The 14454-nt window shown below is 45.6% G+C and carries 11 protein-coding genes; 4 read left to right on the top strand and 7 right to left on the bottom strand.

The genetic code is table 11. The annotated features are described in order from the left end of the window. Window positions 1–11 precede the first annotated feature (11 nt). The 3 genes from AB6E85_RS00410 to AB6E85_RS00400 all read right to left on the bottom strand — a co-directional run bounded on the left by AB6E85_RS00410 (window position 12) and on the right by AB6E85_RS00400 (window position 3951). Window positions 12–452, bottom strand: coding sequence for a PTS sugar transporter subunit IIA (locus AB6E85_RS00410; RefSeq protein ID WP_372140972.1), 441 nt, complete (start codon window positions 450–452; stop codon window positions 12–14). A 266-nt stretch (window positions 453–718) separates the two neighbouring features. Next, window positions 719–1936 (bottom strand): mannose-6-phosphate isomerase, class I, encoded by a 1218-nt coding sequence (manA, locus tag AB6E85_RS00405; RefSeq protein WP_372140970.1) that lies wholly within the window; start codon window positions 1934–1936, stop codon window positions 719–721. A 110-nt stretch (window positions 1937–2046) separates the two neighbouring features. Beyond that, window positions 2047–3951: a fructose-specific PTS transporter subunit EIIC gene (locus AB6E85_RS00400; protein ID WP_372140969.1), complete on the bottom strand. Its 1905-nt coding sequence runs from the start codon at window positions 3949–3951 to the stop codon at window positions 2047–2049. Window positions 3952–4329: 378 nt separating this feature from the next. Between AB6E85_RS00400 and AB6E85_RS00395 the strand changes: the two genes are divergently transcribed. Both AB6E85_RS00395 and AB6E85_RS00390 read left to right on the top strand, forming a co-directional pair. Then, window positions 4330–5169 (top strand): helix-turn-helix transcriptional regulator, encoded by an 840-nt coding sequence (locus tag AB6E85_RS00395; protein WP_048611710.1) that lies wholly within the window; start codon window positions 4330–4332, stop codon window positions 5167–5169. A gap of 563 nt (window positions 5170–5732) precedes the next feature. Beyond that, window positions 5733–7511: a sodium:solute symporter family transporter gene (locus tag AB6E85_RS00390; protein WP_061037616.1), complete on the top strand. Its 1779-nt coding sequence runs from the start codon at window positions 5733–5735 to the stop codon at window positions 7509–7511. A gap of 126 nt (window positions 7512–7637) precedes the next feature. On the opposite strand, the gene AB6E85_RS00385 is transcribed toward AB6E85_RS00390, so the two are convergent. Next, the gene (locus tag AB6E85_RS00385) at window positions 7638–8411 is read right to left on the bottom strand and encodes a PTS sugar transporter subunit IIA (RefSeq protein WP_017061657.1); all 774 of its coding nucleotides are present in this window, start codon (window positions 8409–8411) and stop codon (window positions 7638–7640) included. Window positions 8412–8418: 7 nt separating this feature from the next. Beyond that, the gene (locus AB6E85_RS00380; protein ID WP_017070485.1) at window positions 8419–8721 is read right to left on the bottom strand and encodes a PTS fructose transporter subunit IIB; all 303 of its coding nucleotides are present in this window, start codon (window positions 8719–8721) and stop codon (window positions 8419–8421) included. Between the two features lie 328 nt (window positions 8722–9049). Here AB6E85_RS00380 and AB6E85_RS00375 point away from each other — a divergent pair, with 328 nt between their 5' ends. Beyond that, window positions 9050–10915, top strand: a complete 1866-nt coding sequence (locus AB6E85_RS00375) for a fructose-specific PTS transporter subunit EIIC (RefSeq protein ID WP_372140967.1) — start codon at window positions 9050–9052, stop codon at window positions 10913–10915. Window positions 10916–11037: 122 nt separating this feature from the next. On the opposite strand, the gene AB6E85_RS00370 is transcribed toward AB6E85_RS00375, so the two are convergent. Both AB6E85_RS00370 and AB6E85_RS00365 read right to left on the bottom strand, forming a co-directional pair. After that, window positions 11038–11622, bottom strand: a complete 585-nt coding sequence (locus tag AB6E85_RS00370; RefSeq protein ID WP_017087226.1) for a TetR/AcrR family transcriptional regulator — start codon at window positions 11620–11622, stop codon at window positions 11038–11040. A 139-nt stretch (window positions 11623–11761) separates the two neighbouring features. Continuing rightward, complete coding sequence (locus tag AB6E85_RS00365; RefSeq protein WP_017061661.1) at window positions 11762–11935, bottom strand: hypothetical protein; 174 nt, start codon at window positions 11933–11935, stop codon at window positions 11762–11764. A gap of 494 nt (window positions 11936–12429) precedes the next feature. Between AB6E85_RS00365 and AB6E85_RS00360 the strand changes: the two genes are divergently transcribed. Continuing rightward, a complete protein-coding gene (locus AB6E85_RS00360) occupies window positions 12430–14400 on the top strand; it encodes a methyl-accepting chemotaxis protein (RefSeq protein WP_372140965.1) in 1971 nt (656 codons plus the stop codon). The last annotated feature ends 54 nt before the right edge of the window (window positions 14401–14454 follow it).

The following is a 14454-nucleotide window of genomic DNA, read 5'->3' as shown; positions in this document are numbered from 1 at the left end:
TTTTCTACGCCTTATGAATTAATTAAAATATTAAGGATTTGTTGTTCGTCTTTTGCGTTATGGATATCTTGAATAAATTCATCGCTGAATTTTCCAAATAGTTCTTGTAGTACATAAATATGATGGTCAGCACCGTTATCGGGTGAGGCAATCATAAAAAACACGGTTGGATTGATGCCGTCTTCATCGCCATACTCAATACCTTGACGCTTAACACCGACAGCGATTGCTGGCTCAGTTACCGCCTTGCTTTTTGAGTGTGGGTAAGCGATGCCGTCCATTGAGGTAATGCTTTGAGATTCACGAATTTCGATGTCTGCCAAGAAGGCTTCTTTATTACTGATTCGGTTGCTCTCAAATAACATGCCTGCCAATTCTTCAAACAGTTCTTTTTTATTATTCGCTTGAAGGTTGTTATTAATTAAGTTGACGTTAGTTAGCTGTGTGATCATTTATTAACTCATTCACTATTGAAGTTCTTGAATTAAAATTAATGGATTAACCCGATTCGCGAAATAGCAAATAAAAGCCCTTCACTGTACATTTGTACCAAGCAAAATTAAGTGTGATTTGCATCATTCATCCAGTGTGAGATGAGTCATATTTGATGGTGTACTTCGGTGTTGAAATAACTTTCTGTAGGAAGAAAAATGCCCCGCAAAGCAGGGCATGATCAGTGTTTGTATCTACTCGGGAGACCTAGATTTACTCGATAGAGCTAGCTGTAAGCACGCGCCACGCGTCCAACGCAATCCAGTTTGTAACTCTCAGCGTAAGCGGGAATGAACACCGATTGGCCTTTCTCAATTATGCAGGTTTCACCACATTGATGGGTTAGCACCATGGATTCATCGAGTGGCAGCAGGATCTCGGCACCTTCGGTGGTGATCTTTCTCTGATGTGAGTTTTGCACTATAGAGAACTTAAAATCCTCGACTGGAATTTGGTATTCCATCACATCACCTTGCTCAATAGGGCTGAGCAGTAGCCTATCCGCAGGCTTTTCATTGAATTGAGTACAAGAGACTAATTCATTGATATCCATGTACTTAGGCGTCAACCCTGCGCGGAGTACATTGTCTGAATTCGCCATCACTTCTAAGCCCGTACCTTTAATGTAAGCGTGCGGTGTCTCGGCATCCAGATACATGGCTTGTCCCGGCTTTAGCGTGATCACGTTTAACAACAGTGGAGCAAACAGGCCGACATCACCCGGATATTGTTGTTCCAGCTCTGAAATCAACTGGAACACGGGTTCATCAGAAAGCTTGGCCTTCATCAGCAACATGGTCAGCGCCATGCCTTTTTGTTCACCTTGCAAAGACAATAAGCTCGCGAAAAAGCTGGCTAATCCATTAGGCGTTTGATCACCCGCGAGATCGTTGACCATCGAATGCAGCTCTGGAATGTCGAGATAATGGAAGTGCTCAAGGATCTCGCTTATCGACCTAAAGCCATTCATTGCGGTGTAGTCGGTTAGGGCATACACCAGTTCTGGCTTGTGGTTGGGATCCTTGTAGTTACGGTTGCCAGCTGTCATCGGAATGCCTTGCTGTTCTTCTAGAGCATATCCAGATTCCGCTTGCTGCTTGTTCGGGTGAACTTGAACAGAGAGCGCTTTCTCAGCCGCTAACACCTTAAACAGATACGGTAGTTCGCCAAAACGGCTCGCGACTTTCTCGCTTAGAAATAGGTTTAGGTTCTTGGAAATGAGGTTCGACAACGTGGTCTGCTGCCCGTTGTCGGTCACCATTGAGCAACCATTCGGGTGAGCGCCCATCCAGATCTCCGCTTGTGGCTCACCTGATTGGTTATCAATACCAAACAGTTGGCTAAACGAAGAAGGGCTACCCCATGCGTAGTTCTGAATCACGTTAGTCATAGGGTAGAAAAAGCGTTGTACGAAAGAGTCGTTCGTTAAAGAAAAATCAGACATCGAAATCACCATGAAGGGAAACATGGCTTGAGCTCTATTCGTTCCTAAAAAACTATTAGCTACTAAAAACAGTAGGGTAGAGGGGCTCAAGCCATTGGAGTTGAAATGGCTTAAGCCGCTGCTGTCGTTAGCTTGGCTTTGCGTAGATTTTTAAGCGCGATACAAGTAACCGCAGTCACGCCCGCACCAGATGCCATGCACAGCAGTGCCAGCATTGGGTAGTTCATTGCGCCGAGCAGAGCCACAACAGGGCCACCGTGAGCAACGCTGTTGGTGATACCAAACGAAAACGCCATTACCGCAGCTGTCATTGAACCAAGCACGTTGGCTGGGATAACCGACATCGGATCTTGAGCTGCGAAAGGAATCGCACCCTCAGAGATACCCACTAAGCCCATCGCACCTGCTGCTTTGCCTGCTTCGATTTCAGAAGATTCAAACAGGTCGAACTTACGTCCAAGTCTGGTCGCGATAGCCATGCCTAGTGGAGCGACAGGAATTGCACACGCCATCGCACCCATGAACTGAGTTTGACCGCTGGCGATCATGCCGACTGAGAATAGGAACGCCACCTTGTTGAACGGGCCGCCCATATCGAAACCAGCCATGCCACCCAATACGATACCTAGTAGAACCACGTTGCCTGTACTCATGCTGGTTAGCAGTGCAGTAAGAGCATCCATCAGCCCAGCGATAGGTGCGCCGATAACAAAAATGAACAGGCCTGCGATGAATAGAGAACCAGTGATCGGAGCGATCATGATCGGCACAAGCGGTTGAACGAACTTGTGGTAGTTAAATGACGTAATCCACTTAACGAAGTAACCCACCAATAGACCAGCGATGATTGCGCCAATGAAGCCAGTACCTGCGTCAGCGCCATAGAAAGAACCGTTGTTGGCAATCCAACCGCCAATCAAGCCAGGGGTTAGAGCAGGACGGTCAGCAATCGCGTAAGCAATGTAGCCGGCCAAGATTGGGATCATCAATGTGAAGGCAACCACACCCACTTCGAGGATTTGGTTCCACATGCTGCCAGCAGGAATCGCCATGCCAGATTCACTCGGCTCACCGCCAATGGCTAGTGCTAGGGCAATCAAAAGACCGCCTGTCACCACGAATGGGATCATGTGAGATACGCCATTCATTAAGTAACGGTATAGGTCTGAACGTGCTTGCGAGGCTTTCTCTGCAACAGATTGGTTGGTCGGCGCCTGTTCAGCTTGGTAGCTAGGTGCACTGAGCGCTTGTTGAATTAAGCCTTGAGCGTCTTTGATTGGCGCTTTTACGTTGGTGCTGATAACGCGTTTTCCGGCAAAGCGAGCCATGTCGACCTGTTTGTCACAAGCCACCACAATCGCATCTGCACGTTCGATCTCTTCTTGAGTCGGGCTGTTTTTAACGCCAATAGAACCGTTGGTTTCGACCTTGATATCGTAGCCAAGAGCCGCCGCGCCTTTTTCTAGTGCTTCGGCTGCTAAATACGTGTGAGCAACACCAGCTGGGCAGCCTGTCACGCCAATGATGAAGCCTTGTTTCTCAATGTTGGTTTCCGTTTCTGATGGCTCAGGTTTGCTAAGCAGTAGTTCTAATGCTTGTTGTTGAGATTGAGCATTCATGAAGCTTTCGATAAAGCCTTCTTCAATCAGTTTTGAAGAAAGTTCTGCCAGTACTTCGATGTGGTGATTATCGCCGCCATCAGGAGAGGCAATCATGAAGAATAGTTTTGATGGCTGGCCGTCATCGGCGCCGTACTCGATACCCTGTTGATGGACACCGATAACAACCGCGGGTTTAATCACCGCAGCGCTTTTCGCGTGTGGTAGAGCAATACCTTCTTCAAATCCGGTATTACCTTGTTCTTCACGAGCCTTAATATCGGCAAGAAACTGTGCTTTGTCTGAGATTCTGCCTTGTGCGTAAAGCACGTCTATCAGCTCTTTAAATACGTCTTCTTTTGAATTAGCGCTAAGCGAAAGCTTAATCAAATCTTGATTGATCAATGTCGTGATCATAATGAACCCCTAATCTGTTTTTATTTTGTTAGGGGTATTCTGGAATCTACGGCTTGCCTTCTGTAGTGAAGAAAAAATGCATTTACTGGATGATTGTTGCGTTATAAGTGGAGTGTGATTTTGATCGGTCGAACGGGCGTTTTTAGGTCTGTGTTGACAAGGTTTGTCGTGCTTTTAAGCTTTTATTTATAAGGGATTCGGCGTGTTTTGTTATCTGGGGAATAACGTGCTTCATCGGTTTCGGCACTGGAGATTTATTTCTACGACTGGATTTTTGTAACCTAGATCTCAAATTGTGATTTTGCTCAATAGCGCTATGTTTCAGTTACAGGTATATCTATTTCCGTAGCCTTATTGCTGCCCATAAGAGTTCGAATAATGATATTTCATGACTTAATCTCGTCGGTGTTAAATGAGCGAGAACCGTTTCATAACATCTGGTTTGCTGGAGATTTTCACACGCCTTCAGCGTGCAGCTATCAGGTGAACTTTCCGCGCTTAGAGTTGGTGTTAGACGGAGAGTATATTAATGAAATGGAGAGTCATGATCGCAAGATCACCAACGTGATTGCCAAAGCCGGAGACGCGATTTTCATCCCACCTAACTGTTGGAACAAACCGAACTGGGATACTGACTGTTCGGTGTTGAGCATGTTGTTTGGTCGTCGTCAGCTTGGTTTAAGCTTGGTGAGCAAGCGCAAAGGTGAAGAGAGCTTTTACGATATCCAAAAGCACAGTATTCAGACTCGATCAGGTTTTGCGATTGATAACATCTTGGAGGCGCTTAGCTCGTTAGCGAGAGAGAGCAACAAGCAGCCGATGGATGAGTTATTGCTGCAAGCTCTGCTTCAATACAGCAAGACGATGTTAGATGCGCCTGTCGAGAAATCTCACAGCCGCGTGCAAGATGTGTATCAAGGGATCTGTATCTACATTCAAGAGAATTTCCACCGTCAAATCACCCGAGACAGCATTGCCTCACGCTTTAGCATTTCATCCAATCACTTGTCGCGAATGTTCCGTCAACAAGGTCACATGACGCTGGCAGAATACATCACCCGTGTTCGAGTCGACCGCGCTAAGTTCATGCTCAAAAAGTACAACTTCAAGCTCAATGAAGTAGCATTGCGTTGCGGCTTTAAGGATGTGAACTACTTCTGTCGAGTGTTTAAGAATCGCACAGGAAGAACGCCGACTGAATATCGTGGTTCAATTTAATATCCCTTCAAATTACCTTTCTGACCAGAGCTTATACGACCGAAATTTGTATGACTAGATCACCACAGTGAGCTCTGTGTTGTGGTGATCAATTTGCTTTGTGTTTTCCTCTGCTGTTTATTTCTACACCTTATTTCCAAACCTATCTTTAGGCACGTTCTCTATTTATCCCGTTTCACTAAATAAGTCCAATTAATAACATTAAGGGTTCGCTTTGCGAGTTGCTTATTATTTTTCGTTGCCTATTTATTGAATTAAACGTGTGAGATTTGATGTATTAACGCGATGCATTTAATGAATGCTAAGTAAATTAAAAACAACTTATCGAGACGACAAAATCTTGTTATTGTTGTCCAGCTTACTGATTGAAATGCTTATAAGTTATTGATTTTAAATGTTTACTTCGATTCGTCTTATTCTTTATTTACTAACGTGTAATTCATACCTCGAAATCAAATATTCAGGTTTATACGCCCCATCACAACCTTGACTTATAATACTACAAATTAAAAATTCTATAGATAATATGCTCTTCAGATATTCATCATAAAGAAGACTTATACATGGAACTCAATACTCTGATCGTAGGAATTTATTTCCTTTTCCTTATCGCAATAGGTTGGATGTTTAGAACGTTCACCAGTACAACCAGTGACTATTTCCGCGGGGGCGGTAACATGCTTTGGTGGATGGTTGGCGCGACTGCGTTTATGACTCAGTTCAGTGCTTGGACCTTCACTGGCGCAGCGGGCAAAGCGTATGCCGATGGTATGGCTGTCGCGGTTATCTTCTTAGCGAACGCATTTGGTTACCTGATGAACTACCTGTACTTCGCTCCGAAATTCCGTCAACTGCGTGTGGTAACGCCAATTGACGCGATTCGTATGCGTTTTGGTAGCTTCAACGAACAAGTATTTACTTGGTCTGGCATGCCGAACAGTATTGTTTCTGCAGGTATCTGGCTGAACGGTTTGGCGATCATCGCATCGGGCATCTTTGGCTTCGACATGACGACAACCATCGTTCTGACTGGTCTTGTGGTACTGGTGATGTCGGTGACAGGCGGCTCTTGGGCGGTTATCGCGTCTGACTTCATGCAGATGGTTATTATCATGGCGGTAACCGTAACGTGTGCCGCAGTGGCTATCGTACAAGGTGGTGGCGTTACTGAAATCATCAACGATTTCCCTGTAGCAGAAGGCGCATCATTCGTTTCTGGTAACAACCTGAACTACGTAAGCATCTTCGGAATCTGGGCATTCTTCATCTTCTTCAAGCAGTTCAGTATCACCAACAACATGTTGAACTCTTACCGTTACCTAGCGGCAAAAGACTCAAAGAACGCGAAGAAAGCCGCTCTGCTAGCGTGTATTCTGATGACTATCGGTCCAATCATTTGGTTCATGCCACCTTGGTTTGTAGCAGGACAAGGCGTTGATCTTGCAGCACATTACCCAGATGCAGGTTCTAAAGCAGGCGACTTCGCTTACCTTTACTTCGTAGAGCAATACATGCCAGCGGGTATGGTGGGGCTTCTAATCGCAGCGATGTTTGCGGCAACCATGTCTTCTATGGACTCAGGCTTAAACCGTAACTCTGGTATCTTTGTCATCAACTTCTACCAACCGATTCTTCGTCCAAACGCGACAGAGAAAGAGCTGATGATTGTGTCTAAGTTGATGTCTACCTTCTTCGGTCTAGCTATCATCCTTATCGCGCTGTTTATCAACTCGCTAAAAGGCTTGAGCCTGTTCGACACCATGATGTACGTGGGCGCATTAATCGGCTTCCCAATGACCATTCCAGCATTCTGTGGCTTCTTCCTTAAGAAGACTCCGGACTGGGCTGGTTGGGGTACGCTAGTGGTCGGTGCGATTGTGTCTTACATCGTTGGTTTCGTGATTACCGCTGAGATGCTACAAAACTGGTTCAACCTAGAGCCTCTAACAGGCCGTGAATGGTCTGACTTGAAAGTAGCGGTAGGTCTGATTGCACACTTAACATTTACTGCTGGCTTCTTCATTCTATCGACTCTGTTCTACAAACCACTGGAAGCGTCTCGTCAGAAAGATGTTGATACCTTCTTCAACAACCTAGCGACACCGTTGGTTTCGGAATCAACAGCACAGAAGAAACTGGATAACAAACAACGTCACATGCTGGGCTCACTGATCGCAGTGTCTGGTGTGGCAGTGATGGCGATGTTTGCTCTACCGAACCCATTCTGGGGAAGAATGATGTTCGTACTGTGCGGCGGTATCGTATTCGTAGTTGGTCTGCTGCTGGTGAAAGCTGTAGACGACTCGGTTGAGGATGCGAAACAAGCGAAAAAAACAGCTTAAGTTAGCTAACCAATTAAACAAGTAATTAAAAATAAAACGGCTGAGCTCTAATGCTCAGCCGTTTTTTATTGTATGAGAAAATGAGCTTAAAGGGTAGGTTAGACAGTCTGTTTGAGCTACAGGAATTTAGATAAGACGAGATGATATGTACATCAACAGGGCTTGTAGGTCGACACTACTTCGGGTCTTTTGCAGACGCTCATTGACCTGATCGTGAAGCAGGTTTCGAGTTAGGTTGGTCGCCGCGACAATGTGCTCACGCTGTGGCTTGGTTGGCAGAACAAGAGCAATGGCTACATGCACTTCGCCGATACGTGATGCCCAGTCAATCGGGTCGTCACTGACGATAACCGCAATCGAGAGGTCTTGGGTAGATTCAAACATCACATGCGGCAGTGCGATACCTGGTGACACACATGTAGACGAGCGTTCTTCTCGCTTAATGAATGCCAGAATTAGTTCATCTGGGTCTTCTGGATAAACAAGGTGAGCGAGCCCTTTTAAGCACTCAAATTTGGTCAGTTGGGTCTGCGCCTTAGCGTGGTGCCATTTTATGTCACAAGGCGGGCATATTTGTGGCATTCGCTGAATTAGATCGCTAGAGAACTCATGGTTCACTTGTGAGCCAACCATGTCGTAATGCTCGGCAATGACGTCTTTGAGAACGAAGCAGGCCAGCTCAGCATCAATACCAACCGCGGTTATCTGGCACAAATCACCACGAAGTAAACCTACTTGCAGCATCGCAACGGATTTGGAGAGATCAGCGGTTCGATTTTGAGTGATGTTGATAATGCGGATGTTGCTTTTGAACTTCTTCGCTAAGCGAGTCAGCGGCTGCGCGACATGTGAGTTCGCGGCGGGATCGTTAACGAAGAAGGTGATCTGGTATTCGTTCATCAAAAGCTTAAGTTCGACAATGCTTAATAAAGACTTTATCGACACTCAATAATACCTCTTCCATTGGAACAAATACGGTTTTAGCTGGGTCAAATCGGCTTGGTTGTTCGATGTCGATATCAGAGACGATCAACACTTTGTCTGCGAGGGTAATATCTTGGGCGGTCAGTAAGTTTTCAATACCCATAGCGCCTTGCGTCTCTACCTTGATTGAAACGTTGAACTTAGGGGCTGTTTTATTTAGAGCATCAGCTGCCATATAAGTATGCGCAATGCCTGTAGGGCACGCAGTTACCGCTACAATTCTCATTATTATTCTCGGCTTAATCTCGTCCCTGTTACGTTACATAAGCTACCTTTCAGAGGCTACCTTGCACAAGCTATCTTGCATGGGAACTCCATTATGGAAAGCTCGCATGGCGGAGGGACGATATTGTTATGGGTTCTGTGGATTTTATGGATTGGCGTTTTTTATTCCAAGGTGAAAGTCACACTCTGAGTTCTTGGTTACAATAATCCAGTTAATGCACCTTTCGTCCTATATATTGAGTGCCTTCACACCGTTAATCTTTTCATCTTATTAACCTTATCACTTACGTAATTACTTCAGTCTGAAATCAGGCGAGGCAGAGCAGCATATGGATATCACCAACATTATCGAGCCCGAGATCATCTGCTTAGATTTACAAGCCGACTCAAAACAGGCGGTATTTGAAGAGCTTGTTGAACTGCTCGACCGTGCCGGTAAGCTCTCCAATAAACGTGAATTCCTTGACGATATCTGGAAGCGTGAAGCCATCGGCAATACTGGCTTTGACGATGGTATTGCGATTCCACACGCGAAAAGCACTGCCGTAGCTAAACCTGCGGTGGCGGTAGGTATCAGCCGCTCTGGCATCGATTATGGCGCAGACGGCGGCGAACTGTCGGATGTGTTCTTTATGCTCGCTTCCCCAGACAACAACGACGACCACCATATCGAGGTACTGGCTCAGATTTCGACCAGACTTATCGAAGATGGCTTTGTTACAAAATTAAAGGCAGTGGAGTCAGTCGAGGAAGCTCAAGAGTTGTTTCTTGAAGCCAATTCTGAATCGTTTGATAGCTACGCCTCTAGCCATCATGAAGTGTATGTCGAGCCACTAAGCCCTTGGGCACAATCTCTTAATCGCCTCAAAGAACACTTATTATACGGCACCTCACATATGATTCCTTTCGTGGTTGCAGGTGGTGTGCTTTTGTCTTTGTCGGTGATGATGTCTGGTCATGGCGCAGTACCTGAAAGTGGTGTGTTAGCAGACATCGCACAAATGGGCATTGCGGGGTTAACCCTGTTTACTGCGGTGCTCGGTGGTTACATCGCGTATTCAATGGCTGACAAACCGGGTTTAGCGCCCGGCATGATTGGTTCTTGGGTCGCGGTCAATCAATACAATACCGGCTTCCTCGGCGCGATTGTGGTCGGCTTCTTCGCGGGCTTTGTGGTTAATCTACTGAAGAAGATCAAACTGCCAGACAGCATGATCTCGCTGAGCTCGATCTTCATCTATCCACTAGTCGGCACCTTCGTGACTTGTGGGGCGGTGATGTGGGTGATTGGCTCACCGATAGCTCAAGTGATGCTAGAGATGAATCAAATGCTCACGGGCATGGCAGGCTCAGGAAAAGTGGTGTTGGGCAGTATTTTAGGTGCGATGACTGCCTTTGATATGGGCGGTCCAATCAATAAAGTAGCAACGCTGTTTGCCCAAACTCAGGTGAATACTCAACCATGGTTGATGGGTGGCGTTGGCATTGCGATTTGTACGCCACCTCTAGGCATGGCTCTGGCGACTTTCTTATCGCCAAAGAAATTCAAAAGAGACGAACGTGAAGCAGGTAAAGCGGCGGGCATCATGGGCATGATTGGTATCAGTGAAGGCGCGATTCCATTTGCTGCCGCTGACCCTGCTCGCGTTCTGCCTGCTGTTGTTGCTGGTGGCATTGTCGGTAACGTGGTTGGCTTTATGTTCCATGTAGTGAACCATGCACCATGGGGCGGATGGATAGTGTTGCCAGTGGTGGATGGCAAGATTGGCTATATCGTCGGCACACTCGCGGGGGCTCTAACGACAGCTTTTATCGTGATTCTTCTGAAGAAGAACGTGGTCGAAGGCGAAGTGAATTCTAATCAGTTTACCGGTGGTTCGGTAACGGAAGAGGGGCAAGCGGATGTATTGGCGATCACTTCTTGTCCGTCTGGTGTTGCCCATACTTTCTTGGCTGCGAAATCGTTAGAAAAGGCGGCGCATCATCTCGGGGTTCGGATTAAAGTCGAGACACAAGGTGCCAACGGGATAGGCAATCGAATTACACAGAAAGATATTGAAAGGGCGAAGTTGGTGATCTTTGCTCACGATGTGGCGATTAAAGAGGTTGAACGCTTTGCGAACGTGAAAACGTTAGATGTCAGCACCAAAGAGGCGATGCTTAATGCTCAAGCGTTGATCATGAGAAAGGTGTAATCCTTAAACCGCAAAGTTTATCATCTATAAAGTTAACTAGATCAAAACTAAAAAGACTCCGCTCAGACCTGTTAAGGCGAAAGTGGAGTCTTTTTGCATGGCTTCTAAAACAAGTTCAGCTTTTAAAAAGGATGATACTTAAATACGTCTTCAACCATTGAGTTAAGCAAATCGATGTCGTCACAGGTTTTAGCATAAGTACGTAGGCCTGCGATTTGAACCTGAACATGACGAGCAAGTTGAGTCGGTTCGCGCTCTTTGCTTATCTCACCCAACTCTTGTGATTCTGCAATCAGCTTAGCGAACTCACCTTCCATGATCTTGAGTGATTTCTTTGCTTCTGCTAATAACTCTGCGTGTTCATCAGTTAGCTCTGCGACCGTTTTAGCCAACATACACATGCCGTTTGGTGCGCTCTGTTTCGATTCGACAACGGCACGTTTTACGAAGTTTTCCAGCGCTTTGATAGGCGATTCGGTTTCACTGCGGAAGCGGTTCAGGTTGAGGATGCCAAGTTCGGTATAGCGAGCAAGCGTCTCTTTAAACAGACCTTCTTTGCTGCCGAACGTCGCGTAGATGCTGCCCGGACGCATATCAATCACGTCTTGCAGGTTGCGCATAGAAGTCGCATGAAAGCCCTTTTCCCAATACAGGTTCGTTGCTTTATCTACTACGTCTTGTCTATCGAACTTAGCGGTCTTAGCCATAACATCTACTTTATTAATCTGAACATATGTTCAATATTTTATGCTGAACGCCCGTTCTAGTAAAGGTGTGTTTGGCTGATTTGCGCAGACTAAGAATATCAAAGAGTTAATAAAACACCCCGATCATCAGGAAATCATCTTAATCATCAATAACTTCTACGGTCTTGTGCTGAGCGCCGTAGTAGGTGCCTTCATCGATGGTGTACATCAATGTTGCTTCGCACTCTGGACAATCGAATTCTTCATTGGGTTCGATTGCTGCTTCTTCTACCCATTCCCATCCAATGTGTTCTTCGCAAGCGGGACAGTCCATAAAATATCTCTCAGTTATTGTCGCATATTTATTGCGAATCTCTACTTTAATAATTCGGCATTATACATATTTAGTTAACGAGGAATAGACAGTTAATCAGCGCAGAATAGGGCGTTGGTTAGTTGTGAATCAATCGCTGGTGAGCGTTGAATCAATAGTTAGTTCTGAATAGATTGTTTTCTCTGAGCACATAATTGGTGCAGGTCTACCCCTTTTGGGTAATTAAAATGTGTCATATTTCAGTCGCTTACGTCAATAAAACGTTGTTGCACGTGTTTTTGGTATCGTTAGGTCGCTTAGCTAACAGTTTTATCGGTAAATCAATGAATTTTGTAAGGTTAAATGTTACCTTCATCGCATCGCGATCTGTGTGGTACGTTAATTGATGCACATTGATCAAGTTGAATAATTATACAGTCACAATTGAGGCGCATCTTATTAAGGGTGTGCGAGTTAGATGACTGAAAAGATTTGTTAGCTGCTAGGAAATAAAAATGAAATTAACCGATATGTCTTTTAAGCAAAAAATCATCGCTTTGCTTATTTTACCGATCTTAGGGTTTCTCTGGCTCAGTGTTTCTGCGATATCCAAGGGCGTGGAAACCAAGACTGAAATGTCTTCATTAAACCAACTGACACGCCTTTCGGTTGTGTACAGTGAGTTAGTGCATGAGTTACAAAAAGAGCGAGGTATGACCGCTGGCTTTATTGGTTCTCAAGGAACCAAGTTTGTCAGTGAATTAGCCTCGCAGAGAACCAGTGCTGACAACCGACGCAATCAAAGGAACGATTACTGGCAGTCTGCTAACATCGAACTGCCACAGATCAACCGTTTGAATACAGAGATCAGCCAAAGCCTTAATCAACTTTCTTCTATTCGAAATCGAGTCGATTCTCAATCGATTCCGCTGTCTGAGGCTTTGGGTTACTACACCCAACTGAATGCAAAGCTGCTAAGCGTATCGGCGTTAATTGCTGAGCTTAGCTCTGATGCTGCCATCACCACTGAAACCATCGCTTACTACAACTTTTTACAAGGTAAAGAGCGAGCGGGTATCGAGCGTGCGGTTCTCAACAACACCTTCTCTAAAAATGAATTTGGCCCAGGCATGTTGGTTAAATTCATCTCTTTGGTGACTGAGCAAAATACCTACTTCTCAAACTTTGAGGTATTGAGTAACCCAGCTAACGTTCGTTTCTTTGAACAGCAATTGAATGATCGTTCGGTGGCAGAAGTAGAAAAGCTACGTGGTTTGGCTGAATCTAAGATGAGCGGTTTTGATGTTGATCCTGTGTACTGGTTCTCGCAATCTACCGCGCGTATTGTTCAGCTGAAGAAAACTGAAAATCACCTAGCACAATCACTTATCGCACTGACTGAGACTAAAATGTCAGAGGCGCAGTCTGCGATGATGATGAGTATTGGTCTGTTTGCTTTGATAACCTTGTTCGCGAGCTATAAGGCGATCAGCGACCTGACGATGAGAGTAAAAGATCTTACAGTGATGTTGTCTAAGGTTCGTAATGACAACGACTTAACAGTTCGCGCTAAGTTCGTTGGCAACAGTGAGCTTGGACTGATCTCTTCGGCACTGAACGAAACCTTAGAGAAGTTTTCAAACGTTATCGACAACTTATCTCAGTCGAGTCTGACTTTGGCTTCAGCCGCAGAAGAAACCTCGCAAACTTGTCACTACAACTCGAACACGCTAGTGCAACAACAAGACCAAATTGGCTTGGTTGCAACGGCGACAGAAGAGCTATCGGCAACGGTGAACGAAGTCGCGGCGAAAACACAGCAGACAGCTAGCTCCGCTAAAATGGTCGATGAGCAGTCACAAGAAGGTTTGAGTACAGTTCAGGATTCTTATCACTCGATTGAAAAACTGGCATCTGAAATTAATGACCTCGCTGAAAAGATCGCGCACCTACACGAAAGCAGCAACAACATCAACAGTGTGATTGATGTGATTAAGTCGGTAGCAGAACAAACCAACTTACTTGCGTTGAACGCGGCAATTGAAGCGGCTCGTGCGGGTGAGCAAGGCCGTGGTTTCGCCGTCGTCGCCGATGAAGTTCGCACGCTAGCACAGCGTACTCAGCAATCGACAGCTGAAATTGAAGGTTTCATCAGCTCGCTACAGTCTGATGTGCAAACCGCGTTTAATGTGATTGATAACAGCCAGAAGATGTCATCTAAAGCGGTTGAGGATTCAAAAGAGGTGGAGCACACTTTACAAGGAATCTCAGCATCGGTAAGCGAGATCTTTAGCATGACTGAGCAGATCGCAACCGCTACCGAAGAGCAAGCGGTAGTGACTCAAGACATCGCGCAAAACGTGATGGCAGTAGAGCAGAAGTCGACAGAATCTACGACAGGTGCAACGCAAATAGCTGCAACAGCCAAAGAACAAGCTCAGCTAGCAGCTTCATTGAAAGATATTGCGAGTACGTTTAAGAGCTAACTAGCACGCACTCCAACAAGAAGTAAAAAGCCCGTTAGTCTCTACTCTCAATAG

It is taken from the genome of Vibrio sp. 10N.247.311.51 (genome assembly GCF_041467855.1).
Taxonomy (GTDB): Bacteria; Pseudomonadota; Gammaproteobacteria; order Enterobacterales; family Vibrionaceae; genus Vibrio; species Vibrio coralliirubri.
This window is presented reverse-complemented; position numbering and strand designations above follow the sequence as displayed.

Bases quoted from the DNA above. Each gene is read 5' to 3' on its own strand.
- AB6E85_RS00385 (WP_017061657.1), bottom strand. From the start codon at position 8,411: ATGAACGAATACCAGATCACCTTCTTCGTTAACGATCCCGCCGCGAAC.
- AB6E85_RS00380 (WP_017070485.1), bottom strand. From the start codon at position 8,721: ATGAGAATTGTAGCGGTAACTGCGTGCCCTACAGGCATTGCGCATACT.
- AB6E85_RS00360 (WP_372140965.1), top strand. From the start codon at position 12,430: ATGAAATTAACCGATATGTCTTTTAAGCAAAAAATCATCGCTTTGCTT.
- AB6E85_RS00375 (WP_372140967.1), top strand. From the start codon at position 9,050: ATGGATATCACCAACATTATCGAGCCCGAGATCATCTGCTTAGATTTA.
- AB6E85_RS00390 (WP_061037616.1), top strand. From the start codon at position 5,733: ATGGAACTCAATACTCTGATCGTAGGAATTTATTTCCTTTTCCTTATC.
- AB6E85_RS00395 (WP_048611710.1), top strand. From the start codon at position 4,330: ATGATATTTCATGACTTAATCTCGTCGGTGTTAAATGAGCGAGAACCG.
- AB6E85_RS00370 (WP_017087226.1), bottom strand. From the start codon at position 11,622: ATGGCTAAGACCGCTAAGTTCGATAGACAAGACGTAGTAGATAAAGCA.
- AB6E85_RS00365 (WP_017061661.1), bottom strand. From the start codon at position 11,935: ATGGACTGTCCCGCTTGCGAAGAACACATTGGATGGGAATGGGTAGAA.
- manA (WP_372140970.1), bottom strand. From the start codon at position 1,936: ATGTCTGATTTTTCTTTAACGAACGACTCTTTCGTACAACGCTTTTTC.
- AB6E85_RS00410 (WP_372140972.1), bottom strand. From the start codon at position 452: ATGATCACACAGCTAACTAACGTCAACTTAATTAATAACAACCTTCAA.
- AB6E85_RS00400 (WP_372140969.1), bottom strand. From the start codon at position 3,951: ATGATCACGACATTGATCAATCAAGATTTGATTAAGCTTTCGCTTAGC.